Here is an 18,566-nt window from a genome sequence, read left to right on the forward strand (position 1 = left end):
CTGTTACAAAGCTGAGTTCAGTCTTTCATCACGTTGCCATTCAAAGATATGCCTGCGTGCATCCCCCAGGCAGAACAAAGCTTTACGCTTCGCGGATTCCAAATCATTTTGCCAGGAAGGCCATGGGTGACTATAACCACTCGGCTGATGAACAATACTGATATGCCAGCGGCCTTTGGACTGCGGTGATAGATTGAGCATAAAATCGCCCGCCTTTCCGATATAGCCTCCTGATGGCATTTTCATCCATTGTAGCCCTGTATTTTGCTCATCTTCCAAATGCTGCAAATAGGTCAGCATATTAACAAGCACTTTCATTTCACCTGATACCCCTGTATCGCCTGAGAGCATTCGCTGAATACTACGGATGATCGCATCATGCGTACGGTGATCTCCCCAGGTCTTTAAACGGCTGGCAAGCTCAAGAGGTGTTAGTCCAAGTTCCTCGAACTGAGCGGTAAAACATCCTAAATCTTCGGTTATGTCCATAAGTCAATCCGTTTATGGAGACAATAATACGTCATAATGTCGTTAAATAAAAGTCAATTATGATATTTATTTATACCATTTGTGGAAACCTATTAGATTTAGGATTGTTCTCATTACCCATTGAATTAAAAATTTTAGAACTTTACGATAATTCAAAACCCCAATATATGCCGATCCAGAATATAAAGCACTTAGAAATACCAACGCTTAATTTTGATCTTAGTGATGAATACTGGACGCAGATCAGTGCCCCGGTCAATGAAAAATACGGCCCAGGCGAAATAAAAAATGCGGACACTGTTCAGGATGCCCTTAAGCTGGCATTTGTTAAATGCAGTGATTTATTTATGGCAGTTCTTGCCAGTGAAACGAGAGCCTCTTTTTACCTGTATATCCAACACCTTTTAGAGAATACGATAGATGTTTTCAAAGAAATGTTGGGTGGAGCAGAGTTTCCGGTGAATAAAAGTGACTTCGCCAATATCAGGCGAACACTTCGGATCGTGCTGGAACAAGCTTCTACCATTGATCTCAAAGGCAACCGTAATTTTATGCGGGAAATTGCGCAAAACCGCCAGAGTTATATTCAGACACTTGATAAATTGCTTTACCTCGGTTACCAGGCCTTTATCATCAGTCAGCAGATTGCCCAGAGCCAGTTATTCCCGCGATCAGTTAATTTTGATATAGACGAGCAGGGGCTATTAGGGGTCGGCACCGAACCTGCTTATAAGCCGATCCTTGATTATCTGGAAAGAGATATTCCCAAGCATGACCACAGCATCACCTTATATCATACAATTACAGACCTCATTGAAGTTTGGAAAAACCTGGGAGTAGAATATGGCGAGATGACCGGCTTTCTTGCTCAACAGATCGAAAATCCCAATTTCAGGTTTGCCGTATTACCAAAAGAAAAATTGTATGAAGAGGTGAGGCAAGCGTTTCCTGCCAATAGGAATGCGGCCATCAGTTTTTATGATGGGCTAACTGTTAGCCGCAGGAATGTTTTAAGCTTTGAGGATTGTATATTGCGAAGCCAGGATATTAACCGCATCATGTACCGCCCGTTAGTCGAGGTGACCATTGACAACGAGGTCTATTTGATAGCCGGATTTAACCGTTGGCTGGAATGTTTAAGTACTTTAACGACAAATGCTTTGCCCTGGGGCCATGTTGCCGATGAATGGAGGCAACATAAGCCAATCAAAGATTTTGTTCGGCATTTGGAAAGCACTCATGATGATATCTTGGAAGATGCAGCTGTAGTGTTATTAAAGGCGGCGCAAATTCCCTTTGATAAAAGTGTTAAGAGCCTGCGGCAGCATAAAGGCAATAACTTTCCTATCGGTAATATTAAAGGCATTGGTGAGATCGATCTTATATTTGCCGACACAACGCAAAAGATACTTTACATTGTAGAATGCAAACACAATAAATCCCGCTTCGATTATTTTAACTGGAAGCGGGACTACACCACCTTCAAGAGCAAGTATGAAACCCAGCTTAATAACAAGATTACGTTTGCTAAAGCTGAAACAGAACGGGTATTGGTTCATTTGGAAGTGGTGAACGAGGTGACCATTGAGGATAAAGCAGACTATATTGTCAACGGAATCTTCCTGATTAACGCGCCGACCTTGTATATGTACGATGCTAAATTTCCTACACTTACTCTCCATAACCTGCAACATTTGCTGGGTCGGAAATTCGTAATACCTAAGTTTGCCTTAAAAATGCCTGATGGCAATGAGATAGTAGTGGAGCAACCTTATTTCACGAACCTTGCCCTGATCGTCTAATGACTGGCGCATAACGTCGTCAAAACTTTTTGGCGAATTGCAATAAGGTTAAGGTTTGAAAAGTACCGGCAGCGATTGTCGGGCTTTCCTGTTTAATCAGGCCGCGTTCGCTCCTTTACCTATCCGAATTCGCTTGCTCTTTACCTCGCCGGACAATACCCGGTTAATATCATCAATGCTGTAATACAATATGCCGCCTATTTTAGTGAACGGGATCGTGCCATTGTCGCGAAGGGTTTGCAATGTATTGTCCGAGATCTTGAGCAAATTTTTAACCTGGTAGCTTTTCAGCCATTTCTTAGGCTCTTCTACCGCGTGCCCCAAAAGGCTTTTGATCTGGTTCAGTAAGATGTTGCCGAACTCCTGCAAGTCTTCTTTAGTGATAATTTCTGCTGCCATAAAATATGCGTTTAAATTCATACATCTTCCGGCTTCGCTGTGGCAAATACCGAAACTTACAGCAAATTTGGCTGAAAAGTGCCCCGATTTAATCCGAGCTTGTCCGAGTCGGACAGCAGGTTTTTTAAGAAGGAGATGTTATCGTATCAATTGCGTCCACAGTGCGGACGCAATTCAACTTCAGCATCAAAAACTTGTAAAGAAACAAACTGAATTATGCACGCAGTGCGTGCATAATTCAGTTTGGCTAAAGGTGGTGCATTGGGCGATTTACGAATGCGGTCCGTTTATACATTAAAATTGAGTTGAACATTGAAAATGAATTGTGCCCGCAGTGCAGGCACAATTCGTCCACGTAAAAAATGCTCAACTAGCATTTATATAAAATTGTATAGGCGGTCGGTATAGTGTATGGCGCTAATTAGCCTTTTGCGATATGGAAAATTAATCAACCAGTACTGCGATTGGTCCCAGCAGTTTTTCAAGTTCAGGATCTTGTTGATGTTCAAGGATTACTTGTAAAACCCCAATCCGCTTCCAGTTACCGGCAATCAGCAATTCTTCTTTATGGTTGCGGGGCGTCAAAATCGCTAACCTTGCCTTTGAACTCTCGATCTCCGCCTTTAACTTACCTGGGGCCATGGAACGGAAATTTTCCAAAGCTACCCGTGGGAATCTTGTCTTTTTCATAACTATAGTTTGGTTCTTGTTTTGATTAATAATTTGACATCACAAATTGTGATATCAAATTGTGCAGACACTGCCTGCACAATTTAAATAAATGCTTTCCGGCTATTCTATTTCTTTCTGTTGTTGTTTAATGACCTCGTTCTGAATTTCCTCAGAAAGCTGTTCTGCTGTCGGTAAGTAAAGCTGGTATTTAGAAGCGAAAACATTGCTCTTTTCCGGCAAGGTAAATTTGACTACCGTGTCGTTTTTCTCAAGACAGAGCAAAATCCCGATAGTCGGAGTTTCATGTGCCAGCTTTTCTATTCGGTCATAATAATTGACATACATCTGCAATTGCCCTAAATCCTGATGCGTGATCTTATGCGTTTTCAATTCAATAATAACAAAGCATTGAAGTAAGCGATTATAGAATACTAGATCAACAAAAAAGTCGTCACCATCGAGGTGTATACGCTTTTGCCGGGCTACAAAGGAAAAGCCGTTGCCCAACTCCAGCATGAATTCCTGGAGATGGGTAATAAGGGCATTTTCTAAATCCTTTTCATAATAGGCCGCTTCTGGCTTAAGCCCTAAAAATTCAAGCACCATGGGGTCCTTGATGATCTCCTTCGCATCTGCCGGCTGCTTTTCATTTCTCGCTACTGACAAGACTTTTTCTTTATCTGTGCTTAGTAAAAGCCTTTCGTAAAGCTGACTGCTGATTTGTCGATCCAATTGTCTGGCTGTCCAATTGTTCTTCACTGATTCCTGCAAATAAAATTGAATTTTTTCGTCGTTGTTAATCGTAAGTATGAACCTGAAATGAGACCAACTCAATTGTGTCCACAGTGTGGACACAATTGGAAATTTCCTATAGAACTGTCGGATACGGTTAAGGTTCCTTACCGCAAACCCTTCGCCAAACTGAGGTTTTAACTGGTCGGCGAGATACCCTATTAACCGCTCTCCGTATACCGCTCGCTCTCGACTATGTTGTTCCTCTTCAAAAATTCTTTTTCCAATGCTCCAGTACATCAGTACCCTTTGATGGTCGACGGCCCGAATGGCAGCTGTCTGAGCATTGTTAATTATGCTTTTTATCTCGTCGATGATGATCGCATCTGATTTCATACCAATTCCTCCTTCAATTTTTGTCCTGCTCGATTTGCTTCAAGGCGCTCCTTTAAGGCCTGCATATCCCGGTTGACCTTCTTATCCTTCATCTTTGCATAAATTTGAGTCGTGGCAAATTTGGCATGACCAAGCATCTTGCTGACAGTTTCCAACGGCACATCATTCTCCAGGGTCACCGTAGTCGCGAAAGTGTGCCGCGCAATATGCGTGGTTAATACCTTTTCAATACCCGCCAGATCGCCTATTTCCTTTAAATAGGCATTCATTTTTTGATTGCTCTTAACCGGTAACAAGCGATTCTCGATGATTCTGGCATCATGTTCAGCATACCGCTCGATGATCTCAATGGCTTGCGGGATCAATGGAACGTTGGATTCAATGGCGGTTTTGGTACGTGTAGTTTTAACCCCGGTGACACCATCCGCGCCGGTGATCACATGCTGAGGGGTTAACTTATCTACGTCGACAAAAGCATAACCGGTATAGCAGCAGAACAGGAAGGTGTCCCTTACTTCTGCCAGACGCTTCACTTTGAAATTGTAGGCGGCCAGGGCATTGATCTCCTCCCATTCTAATTCAAGACGATTGACCTTATTATAAGTACATTTAAAAAGGTTGAATGGATTGTGACTCATCCATTGATTGTTTACCGCAAGGTTGATGATCTTTTTGAGGTTCTTGATATAACGCATGGCCGTGTTATGCTCGATCTTATCCTCCGTTTTAAGGTACATTTCTAACCCGGTCACAAATCCGTAGTCGATTGATTCGAGGTAGATGTCCGGCTTTTTGTAGCGCCATTGAATATATGCTGCAGTTTTTTTGCGGACCGTCTTGTACTTAGTGAGCGTAGCCCGGACAAAATCTTTGTCGAGCAATTTCTCCAGTTGGTTATTATGCTCATCGAAAACTTCCAGCAACATGCGATGATTCGCACCCTCCCCGGTGTATTTCTGCTTGATCTTTTCAGCAGTGATGAAATCTTCCGTACGTTTAAGGTCGTCAAAAGCGCGCCGTATCTCGTTGATCGCCTCTATGATCTGGGTATTGATGTCTCTTACCTCCGAACCATTCCCTCTTACATAACCGGTTTCTGCATCCCATTTTGGGGGATCGACTTTTCGGCCGAGTGAGATCTCTGCGCGTTTGCTTAGGTAAGTGATCCGCGCGTACAACGGCACCATACCTTGTGCATCTGTTTTCCTTTTGTCAGCCCAGATCAGGACTGAAAACTTTTGTGCATTTTTCATTTGAATAAAATTTTAAATACCTGATAATTAATCAGGTCACGAAAACTCGCTTTTCATGACCAATTTCCACTTATTCAAGTGCTTCAAAATCAATCAATTAACCCACTATTCGGTGACCTTTTTCAGGTAGATAAAACAGGTCACCGCTATAGTCACCAAAACGAAGATTTGCATCATTTTTGGTGGGACCCGAACCCTCGGTCCAAACGGGACCGAGCTCATTTTAAATGACCTGATCCAAGTCTTAATCCGGGCCAATTATAAGTCCTAAAATTTGCGATAATTTGAGGTGTTTTACGCCCTGAAATTATGAATACAAATAATTGATTTACAATCAGTTAATCATTGATTTGGTGACTAAATTAGGTGTTCTGAACCAGTCACCGAATAGGCCGCTGGATGGGTCATAAATGCTGAGATATTTTGCGGTTTTTTGGGTATAAAAAAAGCGCTTAGACCAGTAATCTAAGCGCTTTTGATGTGCCTTGCGGCTCTTTTAGCGGAATGGACGGGACTCGAACCCGCGACCCCATGCGTGACAGGCATGTATTCTAACCAGCTGAACTACCACTCCTCCGTTTGGGTGTGCAAATATACAAACCATTTTAATTTACACAAATTGTTTTTTCAAAAAAGTTGGTTTAATCCAAATTCAGCAGTATTTTTTGATTGGCAGACTCTTTTGCACAGATAGTAAACCATTGGTTTTCAGATTTAAATAGCAAAATATCAAAGCAGGTTGCTCCGCAATTTTTTTTTGAAAAAAATATTCTATCGCACTTTAAAGTTAAAATATTGGCTTGCGGCGTCGCCTTGTGCCGTAATTCCCTGTACAATTCCTATGTATTTACCTGTTTGATCAGACGTATAGAACGACAACTGTTTTTTGCCCGGGGCCGAAGTATTGATATCGGGTGCCCAAAAAAGCAGGTTCCTGAAATCGGGGACCCTGCTTTTAGCAGTCTGTTCCGTGTCATATACCGGCGAATAAAACTCACGTTGCAATTGCAGGCCTTCATAATCGAGCACCACTGCCCTTGGGTCTATTTCAACACCACCAAGATCGCCCTTATAGGTTGTAAAGCTTAATATACCCTCGTATACCGACGGGCCCCAATAATACCGGTACGGAACATCTTCGAGCTTACGGACTTTCAACGGGTCAATAGCCATAACCTTGTCTATATTAAAAACGGGGACGTCGTCAAGCATTACTAACGGGTCGCCATCTAAAAACCCATTATCATTAAGTACCTTAATGTGATAGCGTTTTTGTGATCTGTTAACCCAAACCTCTCTTACATACTCCCTCAGCACTTCTTCCATTGTAGTAAAACGGGTATAGTTATCTAAAAGGTAGGTTTTATAGGGGCTTACATAAAAGCCCGAGCTATCAACCTGCGGCTCATAAAAGTGCTTGATCTTATTGCTTAAATAAATATTTTGAACTTGCATGCCCAGGCTTCCTTCCTCAATGGCATTTTGCATGCCCCCGGTAAGGTTAAATTCGGACACAGGGTATTTCGAGTATTGTTCAGAAAAGGGGCTTAAAATATCAATATGATAGGCCGTATCCCGTTCTGAATTGGTTTGAACCACTATTTCGCCGGGGCCATAAAGTTGCCTTGTATTAAAAACTAACCTGCCTGCCGAATCGCTTTTTGCGGCATAAAGCTGTACGCGTTTTCCCGGAACACTTAAATAGGCAACTATATCTTTGGCAACACCGCCGGTTCGCGTATTAGTTATTTTACCGGTAACCAGGTGCCCGTCATACTCTGGAAAAAAGCTGAATGCCGCCGTCTTACTACTAAGCACATTATCCCACTGAAACCTTCGCCAGCCTTGTGTAAGCATGAGGTTATCAAGGGCAGTGTCGGCTTCAGCATCGGCATCTTTTAAATAGTAACCAGGAGATTCTATATTTCCCCGCAAATCTGACTTGAGCCACAGATAACTGAATATTTCGCCGGCATCAATATTTTGTAATGAATCAATCTTATAAACAGACATCGACAGGTTGGCCGATTTCACCTGCCCCAAAAAATCTTTAGCAACAATATCTACACTTACTTTTCTACGGTGTGCATATGAAGCCTGATCAGCAGTGGCCTCGATAATGAGGTTTTGTTTGGGCCGTTTAAAATAAAGCCTTTCGCATACAGGTTGCCTGGCGCTATTGAAAATTGTTAAGTGCGATATTCCTTCGCCCAATTTAGCTTTATCAAGTATAAAGCTGGCTGTGCCGCTATTAAAAGATGCCGTCATAGCCAATTTAACTGATTGCTTTGTATGAGCAAACAGGTATAATTCGCCGGCTTCAAAACCGGCCCCCTTTACTGTGATCTCTACCTGTGTGCTACCTAAATCTTTTACCGCCATTACATAACCCCGGCTATTAACTGCGGGCAAATCTTTGGTAACAGGCGGGGTACCGCTCGATTTAATAACAGCTGTATAAATATTCCCGCCCGTCGGGGTAAATAAAAAGCTGCCGATACCAAATTTCAGCGGCCGGAAGCGCGCCACCGTATCGTGTTTCTGATCAATAATAAAGCCTCTGTATTCACTTAATCCTCTACCATCCGGTGCTGTAACTTTAAAGGCAACTTTACTGTTAATACCCGCAACGAGGTTCCCTCCTTCCGGGAAAAACTGAACGTCATAGTCTGATGGCAACGCCTTAACCTGTGTTTCGGGAGATTTTAACGGGTTGACAATGGTTATAGCCTTTTCAAAATAATAATCAGGGCTAAAATTTTTCATCCAGTTGGTATAGGCCCTTAACTTATAATTGCCATTACTTGCCGATACCGGTATATAAACAGACCCATTTCCAAGGCCGTTTTTCATTTCTATTTTAGTTTGTATTATGGCATTTTGCTTGCTGTCCAATACATCAACATATACAACTTTACTAAGGCCAAGCGGCTTGTGATAAGTAGCATCAACGTTATATACTTTAAACCACAAAATTTCGCCGGTGATATATGCGCTTTTATCAGTATGCACAAATATCTTTTCCTGCACAATAGTTTGGCCGTACTTATTAAAGCTATCGGAAATCTGACCTATTGTTTGCGCCACCCCGCTTAATGATAACAGCAGCATACCTGAAAGCAATGGAACGATAGCAAGTTTTTTAATTTCTTTCATAGCCAAAATCTTATTGATTTGTTTTCATGGCATTATTTATATTTTTTATTTTCTATCTCTCTTTCCAAAATGAGGGCGTTTGCACCCACCCCCTGATCCTGCAATCAGTACATTCAATCGATGAATAAGTATACCCTATTACAGCCATTTTCTCGGTTATATCAAGAACTGGTATGGCTCCACCATTGATTATTATGCCCAGTACATCATTTTGTTTGGTTTTAGGGTTAAAAATAAGTGCAGTATCAGGCGGGCCGCAATCATACGGATATGCTGTCACCCATTCGCGGGGGAGATCGGCATTATCAATAAATACCCTTTTGGATTGAATATTGGTTACACTTATATAACCAATAACGGGCTCGGCCGGATCTTTAAGGTTGTGGATATTGCCTGTTAGCTGTGATGGCTGTGCATCGAATATACTGCCTAATTGTTCCGTGTTTTTTTTCATGTTTTCCCAAAACTGGTAAGCTTCTTTTGTTAAAGCATACTGTTTCAGAAAAATGGAATAACGCATTTCAATTTTTTCAGATGTTGAAGCTATGGTTGTTACAGGTTGCTGAAATATCACATCCTGCGATAGTTTAGCTGATGACCCTATCACTATGGTACTTGATCTGTCTCCCGTAAAACAATAATAACTGCTTTCGCTGGGTGGCCGAAAAACAACTGCTTTAGCCACAGGATCAACCATATATGCCGATTGGTATTTGGAGTGGAACCGCCAGGTTTCATCATAACTCCAACGGTAATATCGGGTGTTATTTGCAGCATCATGCGTATTTACATAGATCTGTACATTGTTGTTTTTAATATAAAACCCAATACTGTCAATGGGCTGCGTTTTTTTCACCTCTACATAATCAGATGCATATTCCTTGCTATCATTAGTAATAATGTGCAACCGGTATTTTTTTGACGCATCCAGGTTAAGCCCGGCTGTAATGTAGGCTCCATTTCCCTGTGGTGTAAGTGAATATACTGTTCCCCCTTCAGCCTCAACGGATACAGCGCAGTTATCAACCCCGCTTGTACTTACGCTACCCGAAATATTAACCGTTCTGCTTAGTTTTATTATTGTTGAATCGCTGCCATTGTTTATCACCCCTTCAACAACGAGGTAATGATTGGGAGAGTCAACAATTTTAGGGTTATAAGGCTTTTTACAGGCATTATATATACCTCCCAGCAACAATAAAATCAATATGTATCGTTTTCCTTTCATCACTTTCAATTAAAACCTGATATTATAATTAATAAATGGAATGGGTTTGGCAAATATGGATAGCTTATACCCGTTAATAACCCCGCCCTGTTCGGTAAAGAATGTTGAATACGCGTTTTGCCTGCCGGTTAAGTTATACACCCCTATTGTAAATGAGTTATGAGTTAACTGGTGCACTTTATGATTGCCTTCAATGTTCATTGAAAAATCCGACCTGAAATAGTCCGGAATTCGGTATTGGTTCCTGTCTGAATAAAACACCCGTTCCGAACCACCATACTCGTACTTGGCAATAGGCAGTGTGATAGGTCTGCCTGTACTGTAAGTAAGATTTAAAGACACGCTAAACCTGTGTGAAAACCTGTAGTTGCCAATAAAATTAAAAGCATGTGGTTTATCAAAATTTGCAGGATAATAAGCCCCTCCATTGATCAAATCACCGGCATTAGGGTCATTTTGCCTTAAAAATGTGCGTGAATAAGTATAGCTGATCCATCCGTTGGCTTTCCCGGTGGCTTTTTTTACTAAAAACTCAATTCCATATGCTTTACCCTGTGTACCTACCACATCTGTTTCAATATGATGGTTTAATACCAGGTTGGCCCCGCTTTTGTAGTCAAGGTAATCTCTTAACCGTTTGTAATAAACCTCAACTGATGTTTCAATAGTATTTGATTTTAAATTATGATAAAGACCTAACGATACCTGATCGCCATATTGAGGTTTGATATTAGGATCGCTTAGTTGCCAAACATCAGTTGGGGATATGGCTGTTGTGTTTGATAACAGGTGAATATATTGCCTAAGCGTATTATAGCCGCCTTTTATGGATAGGTTATCGCCCAGCTGGTACCTGGCCGAAACCCTGATTTCGGGCCCCGAATACGTTTTAATAAACTTACCGCTTGCGTAATTGGTACTATCCAGCAGGTTGGCACTTGTTTTAGGCAGGTTTGGCGCATAGTTATACACCGTTTGCGGCCCAAGGAAATTATAGATCGAATACCTTACACCACCACTTATCGACAAGTCGTCGGTAACGTCAAACTTATCGCCCAGGTATAAGGCGCTTTCCAGGGCCTGTTGTGCGGCGACAACATCGGGGGCTGCTAATGATTGCGCGCCAAGGGGCTGAAAGCTTCCGGGATGGAGTTTATAATAAATAGAGCTTAGCCCGAAGTCGACAGTGTTTTTACGGTTAAGATAATAAGTGAAATCTGTTTTGAAATTACTTTGGTTAATATCAAAGTTTAGCTTGTAGGCGTTTACCGGGTTGTCGGCACTTAAAACATCATATTGGTACTTGTCTATCCCGGCTGTAATAACACTAAACAGTTTGTTGTTAAAATTATGCTTCCATTTCAGGTTGATGTTCCTGTTGCTGTAACTGTAAGCCGTATCACTGTTGAGCCTAAATTTGTCCCTGCTTATATAACTGGTTAAATACAGGTTATTTTTATCATCTATCTGATGGCTTATATCGAGGTTGAGATCATAAAATGAGGCCGAACTATGCTTATAGGCATCCGGGAGGAGCTTAAGGAGCCAGTCGGAATAAGTGGTGCGGCCACCGAATGAAAACGAGGTTTTATCCTTAATAATAGGTCCCTCAACATTAAGCCTGCTGGTGATTAAACCAATGCCTGCCGAACCGGTAAACTTCTTTTTATTACCTTCTCGATTGGTTACATCTAATACCGAAGACAAACGCCCGCCAAACCTTTCGGGGATACTGCTTTTGTATAATTCGATATCCTTAACTATATCGGGGTTAAACGACGAAAAGAAGCCGAAGAAATGCGAAGGGTTATAAATGGTGGCATCATTCATCAATATCAGGTTCTGATCGGCCGAGCCTCCGCGTACGTTAAAACCTGTTGTGGCCTCTCCTACCGATTGAACGCCGGGCAGGGTAAGCACCACCCTTAATATATCGGCCTCGCCAAATACAGTAGGTACTTGTTTTATACTTTTAATATCGAGCCGGTTTACCCCTAACTGAACATTGCGTACGTTAGCTACTTTTTCGGCAGATATTTTTACTTCTTTAAGACTGGTTACCTGCTCCTGCATTTCAATAATGATCTTCCCATCCGAGTAAAGGATGATTTGCCTGCGGGTGTCGCGCATACCAATGCCCCTAACACTTAAAACCTGCCTGCCTTTGGGTAATTTGATAGTAAAATAGCCAAACTGATCGGTAGCCACTCCTGTTTTGGTATTGGTAACATAAATACTGGCCCCGGTTACCGATTCGCCCGATTTGGCTTCTTTCACATAGCCGGAAAGTGTTGCCGTACCCGCCTCAATCGTGTTGGTTTTGACCCCTATTTCATACAGCTTGTTTTCTGTTGTCGCTTCGGGTATCTTTTTATCTTTGTCAAGATCAGCATTAACCGGTGAAACACTCATATTGGCTGCAGTAGCATTGGCAGCTGTGATGCCAAAATACCCGACAGCTAATCCCGTCTGTATTTCGCGCCCTTTAGTTAAAAATACCTGTTGCTGTTTGGTAATGGCGAAACTAAAACCGGTGTTTTTAAAAGCCTGGCTCAATATGGTTTCAACAGGTTTATTGGTTACCTGCAGGGTTACCTTCAAACTGTCAAACTGCATTGGGTCGTAAAAGAAACTATAACCTGATTTTGCTTCCAGTTCTGTTACAAACTGCTCAATGGTAGCTTGCTGAAAGTTTACGCTGATTGATTTTACCGCCCCCCGCTGAGCATAGCATACTTTAATTAAAATCAAAAAACAGAAACTTAGAAAGTAAATTTTTTTCATCCGGTTATTTTATTTTCCTGCCGATATAGTCAATGCAATATTACTTTGCCCCGTTAAACAATAAGGCACAATACATTAGTTAGTTAAATGATCATAATAAGTAGCTACATCCACTATAGCCTGTTCCAGATTTTCGCGAAAATCAATATTGTTCGCTTTTATATATTGCCTAAGCTCTTTCTTTTTATCCTTAAGTATAGCTAACAGTGCTCCTTTCCCGCTAAAATTGGAATAGCTATTTCCCTGTTTCAGGTAATAGTTTTTTGTCTCGCTAAAAAAAGATTCAATGGTATTGTTCCCGGTACTGGTTTGGATGCTCTTGGCCCTTTTTACAATGATGCCGATCCTTTTACCCTGGTATAATTGATCATAAAAACCGGTAGCAAGGCCGGCCTTGCCAGTCGAATCGGTAGTAATGCGTATAAAATGATGGTTAAGCAACCAAAATTCCGATACGCGCTCGCTTAGTAATGAAATTTTTGTAAAGTGATTATAAAGCAGTATAACTACCAAATCTTTATTCAGATCATATAACATCGGGACGTCGCGATAAACCGCTGCTCCGTATTTTACCGCCCCCGGTGTAAAAATCTTATTGTCAAAAACATATGCGTTGCCTTTTATCAGGGGATCATAAAATTCATATTCGGGCCCGTTATACAGGTGTGATTGTTGATCTATGGCAGTATGATAATTAGCAATTACGAGGCCTAAACCTGTGCTATCAATGCCCGTTTGTGCAGAAACATGACTATTTGCAATTATGCCCCATGTGATAACTAAGGCCAGGAGTGATTTTTTTACCATTTAGGTTTTTATAAAAATGAAATTTACATGACTTTCAATTAATTACCAAACGCCACCCTTCTAATAAGCCAAAGCAAGTGTATTAATCGTGTTACATAAAAAACAACTGCAGTACCGTATGTACTATTACGAATGGGCTAAAACGGATGCAACAGCTCTTGCTAAATAATTATGTATTAAGCACCTAAATGTTATTACTCAAATAAATCAACCCCAAATCATATGCCTGGGGCAACCTTTAGGATTTTTATAAAATCCTTTTCCTCATCAAGCGCAAAACACATAAGTCGATGGGTATAGTGCGCCCTAATGCCAATTTGCAATATGGGCATGGAAAACAAAAGCGCAGCCAAATATCTAATTCCGTTTAATATTAGGTAAGGCTATCGATGCAAACATTCTTTAGTGAAAGACGGGGTTATCCGAGGTGCTATTAAACAAAAAAGCAAATTAGTCCCTAATCAATAAAATATCATCTCTCTTACTGTAACAACCCTCCCCTGTTATCGTCTTATTTTTGTGTAGACAATTTTACAATACCACCTCAATAAAACATCTACCTTAGATTAAATGTTTAATTGTCGGTTGTCACCGGCCAATACCTGCAATGCCGCGCAAAACCCAATAGGCAATACAGGTTTTTACCAAAAATAACATATACTAAAATGGCTATTAACTTACAAAAAGGGCAGAAAATAGATATCGGCCTTTCAAGAATGACAGTTGGTTTGGGCTGGAACCCGAATGAAGGTACAGGTTATGATTTCGATCTCGACGTATCGGCCATCATGATCGATGCTAACCGACTGGTACCTCAGGATGAATTTTTTGTATTCTATAATAATGTCGATTCGCCCGAGCAATCGGTCCACCACACTGGTGACGACCCAACAGGTGGTAACAGCGATGGCGGCGATGATGAATCTATCACTGTCGATTTAACTAAAGTGGATGCCCGCATCCAGGAAATTTTGTTTGTGGTAACTATTCACGAAGCACAGGCCCGCCGCCAGAATTTTGGGCAGGTGCGCGATTCGTACATCCGCATACTGGATAATCAAACAGGCGCCGAAGTTTGCAAATACGAGCTGGGCGAGGATTTTTCTATCGAAACAGCTATCGAGTTTGGCAGGCTTTATAAACGCAACGGGGCATGGAAGTTTGAAGCATCGGGCGTAGGTTATAAAGAAGACCTGGCTTTCTTTTTAAGTAAATATTTCAAAGGGCAAATAATCAAATAAGGCAATGGCTATAAATTTGGTAAAAGGTCAAACAATTGACCTGCGCAAAAATGATAAAGGCGAAAGTTTCGACCTGTCGTCAGTAACTATTGGTTTAGGCTGGGATGTTAGGAAAACACATGGCGGCGGCTTTTTAGGCAAGCTGTTTGGAGGCGCCGAAGAGGCCGAATATGATTTGGATGCGATAGCGTTTTTGCTGGATAAGAACGGTAAGGTTGCTAATCGCGGTTACGCCAAACAAACCGCCAATGGCCGTACCATCAATATGTTTGAGGGCGATGTGATCTACTTTAACTCTATGCATCATCCATCCGGACACATCTGGCTTACCGGCGATAACCGTACCGGGGCAGGCGAGGGCGATGACGAGCAGATCATCGTAAAACTTGATTCGCTCGACCCAAAATATGACCGCATCCTTTTCCTTGTGGCCATATACCAGGGCCGCAAAAACAACCAGCACTTTGGCATGGTTGAGAACGCTTTCATCCGCGCAGTTGATAGTCATGGAAAAGAGATCGCTAAATTCAGCCTCTCCGGTGATTCAACCTATAACGGTATGTGTTCCATGACCTTTGCCGAAGTATACCGCAAAGACGGTACCTGGAAATTCCGCGCCATCGGCGATCCGGGTACAACTGATAGCCTTTCGGAAATGCTAAAAGGCTATTAAGAAGAAAAATAAACCACGTCATTGCGAGGAACGAAGCAATCCCCGATTAGCAAGTCTGCTCTGTATAGTTTGGGATTGCTTCGTTCCTCGCAATGACGCTTTTTAATACTGCTTCGAAAATACATCTCCTATTTAAATGCAAATCTACCAGCACTATTCATTTGATCTTTGGCTTACGCTGATCAAGTCAAACCCGTACTTTAAGATAGAACGTACCAAGATCTTTCACCGGGATTTTAATCCGACAGCTAAAAGTATTGATGAGGTGGCAAGGGCTTTCCGGCAGGTTGACCTGATGTGTAATGCCGTGAACGAGCGTACCGGTAAAAACATTGATGCCGACGAAATGTACCTGATGGTGATCGGTATGATCAATGATAACCAGTATCCGCTTGCCGATATTGATATCGATAGGCTTTATGCCGATATGGAAAAGTTACTGTTCTATTACCTGCCGGTGGTTTACTCGCCTGTAACAATTGAGGTGCTGCAGCATCTAAAGCAAAAAGGTGATTGCTCATTGAGTATTTTAAGTAATACAGGCTTTATAAAAGGACAAACGCTCCGCAAGGTGGTGGTTAAATTAGGGTTGGATACTTTTTTTAACTTTCAGATCTATTCGGACGAGGAGGGGATGTCGAAACCAAACGGGGATTTATTTAAGCTAATGGTGCAAAAAGTTAAAGAATGTAATGAACCAAAGCAAATAGCCCCATCGGGTATTATACATATAGGCGATAACCCGGCAGCAGATATAGCAGGGGCTAATGATGCAGGCCTCAATAGCCTGCTCATCAATTCAAACAACTTATCCATTTTAACCTTATTAAGTTTATGAAAGCTACCTACTCATTACACCATATCAACAGCGCAACACATTTTGGTTTCGATGCCGATGATTACAGTCGCTTTAAATTTGGCGATGGCGAAGTATCCCGCTATTTCGGTACCGATCTGGCAGATGGTTTCATTGCGGAACATTTAAGCAGGCGGCCCATAAAAAAGCAAATAGTAGTGATATCGAGCCCCTACTCGTTTATCCCAACAGCTACCTTTGCCATGAAGAACCATTTTGTATGCCGGCTTAACCGCTGGCTGGCCGAAAATGGCTATCCGGTTGTGCAGGAAACAAAGGTTCATCGCACCATAACTTATAAGGAAGATTACGGCGAGCTGGATGCCGAGCAAAGGATCAATTTAATAGGTAACGATTCGTTTCATATTGATAAGGATTTCCTTGTGGGCAAAACATTATTATTTCTGGACGATATCAAGATCACAGGCAGTCATGAGCGTATGATCATGAAAATGGTAGATGAATATGGCTTACAGAATGACATTTATATGCTGTACTTTGCCGAACTGGTGAACAAAAATATCCACCCCAATATTGAAAACTACCTCAATTATCATCATGTTAAAAACATCTATCATTTAAATGATATCGTTAAAGGCAACGACTTTTGTATCAACACCCGCATAGTAAAATATATTTTAAATTACGATCACGAAAGTTTTTGCATCTTTATACAAGATCAAGGCAGCAATTTCATAAACTTGCTGTATGATATGGCTTTGGGTAATGGATATCACACCATTGAAGCCTATGCACCTAACTTAAACTTTATTAAACAAAACCTATTAATAAACAATAATAAACTAATTCAGCATGGCAATTAACTTGCAAAAAGGTCAGCGGGAAACTATTGGTGCCCCCAAATTTACAGTAGGCCTTGGTTGGGATACAAACAGCTCATCAACAGGCTCGGCCTTTGACCTTGACGCTTCGGTGTTCATTATGAGCGATAATAAGAAAATATTGAGCGACGAGTTTTTCGTTTTCTACAACAATCCAAAATCGCCTGATGGCGCGGTTGAACATACCGGCGATAACCTTACCGGCGCCGGTGATGGCGATGACGAGCAGATCATTGTCGACCTGTCAAAAATCGATCCGCGTGCTACCGAGATCTGCATAGTAGTAACCATTCATGAGGCCGAAAGCCGCCGCCAGAATTTCGGACAGGTACGCAACTCTTTCGTTCGCATTTTTGATTCGGCTACCAATACCGATATTTTGAAATACGAGCTGGAAGAGGATTTTTCAATTGAGACTGCCGTTGAGTTTGGCCGCATCTACAAAAAAGATAACAACTGGAAATTTGAAGCTGTGGGTGCCGGCATGAAAGGCGGTTTGCAGGATTATTTAAACAAATACAACTAAAAATATGGCTATCAATCTTCAAAAAGGGCAGCGGATCAGCCTTGAAAAAAGTAACGGCAGCAAATTGCAAAATGTATGCGTTGGGATAAACTGGGGGGCCATTGAAAAGAAAGGCCTGTTTGGCCTGGGTACCACTAAAGAGGCAGTAGACCTTGATGCCAGTTGTATTTTATATGACGAAAGCAAACGCCTGGTTGATGTGATCTATTTTGGCAACCTTCGTTCAAAAGATCACTCGGTTAAACACAGTGGTGATGACCTTACCGGTGATATGGCAGGTAACGACGGGCTGGATAACGAAGTGATCACCGTTGATTTTGGCACACTGAGCCCAACCGTTAACTACGTGGCCTTTGTATTGAACAGCTTCCGCGGCCAGGATTTTGGTACCATTCCATTTGCATCCATCCGCATTTACGAAGGCACGCCAACCCGTGTTAATGAAATTTTTGCTACTTATGATATTGCGCACAGCAAAGATTTTGCGGGCCATGTATCCATGGTAATGGGCGTGTTTTACAAAAAGAACGGTGAGTGGAAATTTAACGCCATCGGTGAACCAACCCGCGACCGTAAGCTGGAAGAAACCGTGAAAACCGTTACTGCAACTTATTTATAAAAATTTAAAGTTGTAAAGTATTAAGTCGGGGTGACTTTTAACGTAAATTGCTCATAGATACTTAAACAGAAGCTAATTAAACTTAGCAGCC

The 18,566-nt window shown here is 41.7% G+C and carries 16 protein-coding genes and 1 tRNA gene; 7 read left to right on the top strand and 10 right to left on the bottom strand.

Features of this window, described 5'->3' with window-relative positions:
- Positions 1 to 3: 3 nt before the first annotated feature.
- Entirely contained in the window at positions 4 to 489 is a 486-nt protein-coding gene (locus SNE26_RS20675; RefSeq protein ID WP_321555797.1) for a hypothetical protein, read from the bottom strand.
- 167 nt (positions 490 to 656) lie between these two features.
- Here SNE26_RS20675 and SNE26_RS20680 point away from each other — a divergent pair, with 167 nt between their 5' ends.
- Positions 657 to 2,291 (top strand): hypothetical protein, encoded by a 1,635-nt coding sequence (locus tag SNE26_RS20680; RefSeq protein WP_321555798.1) that lies wholly within the window; start codon positions 657 to 659, stop codon positions 2,289 to 2,291.
- A 96-nt stretch (positions 2,292 to 2,387) separates the two neighbouring features.
- Here the strand turns inward: SNE26_RS20680 and SNE26_RS20685 are convergent, their stop codons facing one another.
- From SNE26_RS20685 to SNE26_RS20725, 9 genes are all read right to left on the bottom strand, one after another.
- Positions 2,388 to 2,690, bottom strand: coding sequence for a helix-turn-helix domain-containing protein (locus tag SNE26_RS20685; protein WP_321555799.1), 303 nt, complete (start codon positions 2,688 to 2,690; stop codon positions 2,388 to 2,390).
- A gap of 444 nt (positions 2,691 to 3,134) precedes the next feature.
- Complete coding sequence (locus SNE26_RS20690; RefSeq protein ID WP_321555800.1) at positions 3,135 to 3,380, bottom strand: hypothetical protein; 246 nt, start codon at positions 3,378 to 3,380, stop codon at positions 3,135 to 3,137.
- A 102-nt stretch (positions 3,381 to 3,482) separates the two neighbouring features.
- A complete protein-coding gene (locus SNE26_RS20695; protein ID WP_321555801.1) occupies positions 3,483 to 4,490 on the bottom strand; it encodes a PDDEXK nuclease domain-containing protein in 1,008 nt (335 codons plus the stop codon).
- The gene (locus tag SNE26_RS20700) at positions 4,487 to 5,743 is read right to left on the bottom strand and encodes a site-specific integrase (RefSeq protein WP_321555802.1); all 1,257 of its coding nucleotides are present in this window, start codon (positions 5,741 to 5,743) and stop codon (positions 4,487 to 4,489) included. Before SNE26_RS20700 ends, SNE26_RS20695 begins: the two co-directional genes overlap by 4 nt.
- Positions 5,744 to 6,243: 500 nt before the next feature.
- Positions 6,244 to 6,317, bottom strand: a tRNA-Asp gene (locus SNE26_RS20705).
- A gap of 197 nt (positions 6,318 to 6,514) precedes the next feature.
- Positions 6,515 to 8,899 carry a hypothetical protein gene (locus SNE26_RS20710; RefSeq protein ID WP_321555803.1) on the bottom strand — a complete coding sequence of 795 codons (2,385 nt, stop codon included), beginning with the start codon at positions 8,897 to 8,899 and terminating at the stop codon, positions 6,515 to 6,517.
- A 52-nt stretch (positions 8,900 to 8,951) separates the two neighbouring features.
- Positions 8,952 to 10,127 (bottom strand): DUF4249 domain-containing protein, encoded by a 1,176-nt coding sequence (locus SNE26_RS20715; RefSeq protein WP_321555804.1) that lies wholly within the window; start codon positions 10,125 to 10,127, stop codon positions 8,952 to 8,954.
- A 9-nt stretch (positions 10,128 to 10,136) separates the two neighbouring features.
- Positions 10,137 to 12,911 carry a TonB-dependent receptor gene (locus SNE26_RS20720; RefSeq protein ID WP_321555805.1) on the bottom strand — a complete coding sequence of 925 codons (2,775 nt, stop codon included), beginning with the start codon at positions 12,909 to 12,911 and terminating at the stop codon, positions 10,137 to 10,139.
- Positions 12,912 to 12,986: 75 nt separating this feature from the next.
- Positions 12,987 to 13,718, bottom strand: a complete 732-nt coding sequence (locus SNE26_RS20725) for a hypothetical protein (RefSeq protein ID WP_321555806.1) — start codon at positions 13,716 to 13,718, stop codon at positions 12,987 to 12,989.
- A gap of 665 nt (positions 13,719 to 14,383) precedes the next feature.
- On the opposite strand from SNE26_RS20725, the gene SNE26_RS20730 reads away from it, so the two are divergent.
- From SNE26_RS20730 to SNE26_RS20755, 6 genes are all read left to right on the top strand, one after another.
- Positions 14,384 to 14,959: a TerD family protein gene (locus tag SNE26_RS20730; RefSeq protein ID WP_321555807.1), complete on the top strand. Its 576-nt coding sequence runs from the start codon at positions 14,384 to 14,386 to the stop codon at positions 14,957 to 14,959.
- Between the two features lie 4 nt (positions 14,960 to 14,963).
- Positions 14,964 to 15,632: a TerD family protein gene (locus SNE26_RS20735; RefSeq protein WP_321555808.1), complete on the top strand. Its 669-nt coding sequence runs from the start codon at positions 14,964 to 14,966 to the stop codon at positions 15,630 to 15,632.
- Positions 15,633 to 15,768: 136 nt separating this feature from the next.
- Entirely contained in the window at positions 15,769 to 16,470 is a 702-nt protein-coding gene (locus tag SNE26_RS20740) for an HAD family hydrolase (RefSeq protein ID WP_321555809.1), read from the top strand.
- Positions 16,467 to 17,312 (top strand): phosphoribosyltransferase family protein, encoded by an 846-nt coding sequence (locus SNE26_RS20745; protein ID WP_321555810.1) that lies wholly within the window; start codon positions 16,467 to 16,469, stop codon positions 17,310 to 17,312. Before SNE26_RS20740 ends, SNE26_RS20745 begins: the two co-directional genes overlap by 4 nt.
- Complete coding sequence (locus SNE26_RS20750; RefSeq protein ID WP_321555811.1) at positions 17,302 to 17,856, top strand: TerD family protein; 555 nt, start codon at positions 17,302 to 17,304, stop codon at positions 17,854 to 17,856. The genes SNE26_RS20745 and SNE26_RS20750 overlap by 11 nt, the downstream gene beginning before the upstream one ends.
- A 4-nt stretch (positions 17,857 to 17,860) precedes the next feature.
- Positions 17,861 to 18,475 (top strand): TerD family protein, encoded by a 615-nt coding sequence (locus SNE26_RS20755; protein WP_321555812.1) that lies wholly within the window; start codon positions 17,861 to 17,863, stop codon positions 18,473 to 18,475.
- The last annotated feature ends 91 nt before the right edge of the window (positions 18,476 to 18,566 follow it).

This window comes from Mucilaginibacter sp. cycad4 (genome assembly GCF_034263275.1).
In the GTDB taxonomy this organism is placed as follows: Bacteria; Bacteroidota; Bacteroidia; order Sphingobacteriales; family Sphingobacteriaceae; genus Mucilaginibacter.

Excerpts from the sequence above, each read along its gene's own strand:
- SNE26_RS20750 (WP_321555811.1), top strand. The coding sequence starts at position 17,302 with ATGGCAATTAACTTGCAAAAAGGTCAGCGGGAAACTATTGGTGCCCCC.
- SNE26_RS20735 (WP_321555808.1), top strand. The coding sequence starts at position 14,964 with ATGGCTATAAATTTGGTAAAAGGTCAAACAATTGACCTGCGCAAAAAT.
- SNE26_RS20700 (WP_321555802.1), bottom strand. The coding sequence starts at position 5,743 with ATGAAAAATGCACAAAAGTTTTCAGTCCTGATCTGGGCTGACAAAAGG.
- SNE26_RS20720 (WP_321555805.1), bottom strand. The coding sequence starts at position 12,911 with ATGAAAAAAATTTACTTTCTAAGTTTCTGTTTTTTGATTTTAATTAAA.
- SNE26_RS20695 (WP_321555801.1), bottom strand. The coding sequence starts at position 4,490 with ATGAAATCAGATGCGATCATCATCGACGAGATAAAAAGCATAATTAAC.
- SNE26_RS20730 (WP_321555807.1), top strand. The coding sequence starts at position 14,384 with ATGGCTATTAACTTACAAAAAGGGCAGAAAATAGATATCGGCCTTTCA.
- SNE26_RS20680 (WP_321555798.1), top strand. The coding sequence starts at position 657 with ATGCCGATCCAGAATATAAAGCACTTAGAAATACCAACGCTTAATTTT.
- SNE26_RS20715 (WP_321555804.1), bottom strand. The coding sequence starts at position 10,127 with ATGAAAGGAAAACGATACATATTGATTTTATTGTTGCTGGGAGGTATA.
- SNE26_RS20725 (WP_321555806.1), bottom strand. The coding sequence starts at position 13,718 with ATGGTAAAAAAATCACTCCTGGCCTTAGTTATCACATGGGGCATAATT.
- SNE26_RS20690 (WP_321555800.1), bottom strand. The coding sequence starts at position 3,380 with ATGAAAAAGACAAGATTCCCACGGGTAGCTTTGGAAAATTTCCGTTCC.
- SNE26_RS20675 (WP_321555797.1), bottom strand. The coding sequence starts at position 489 with ATGGACATAACCGAAGATTTAGGATGTTTTACCGCTCAGTTCGAGGAA.
- SNE26_RS20740 (WP_321555809.1), top strand. The coding sequence starts at position 15,769 with ATGCAAATCTACCAGCACTATTCATTTGATCTTTGGCTTACGCTGATC.
- SNE26_RS20755 (WP_321555812.1), top strand. The coding sequence starts at position 17,861 with ATGGCTATCAATCTTCAAAAAGGGCAGCGGATCAGCCTTGAAAAAAGT.
- SNE26_RS20710 (WP_321555803.1), bottom strand. The coding sequence starts at position 8,899 with ATGAAAGAAATTAAAAAACTTGCTATCGTTCCATTGCTTTCAGGTATG.
- SNE26_RS20685 (WP_321555799.1), bottom strand. The coding sequence starts at position 2,690 with ATGGCAGCAGAAATTATCACTAAAGAAGACTTGCAGGAGTTCGGCAAC.
- SNE26_RS20745 (WP_321555810.1), top strand. The coding sequence starts at position 16,467 with ATGAAAGCTACCTACTCATTACACCATATCAACAGCGCAACACATTTT.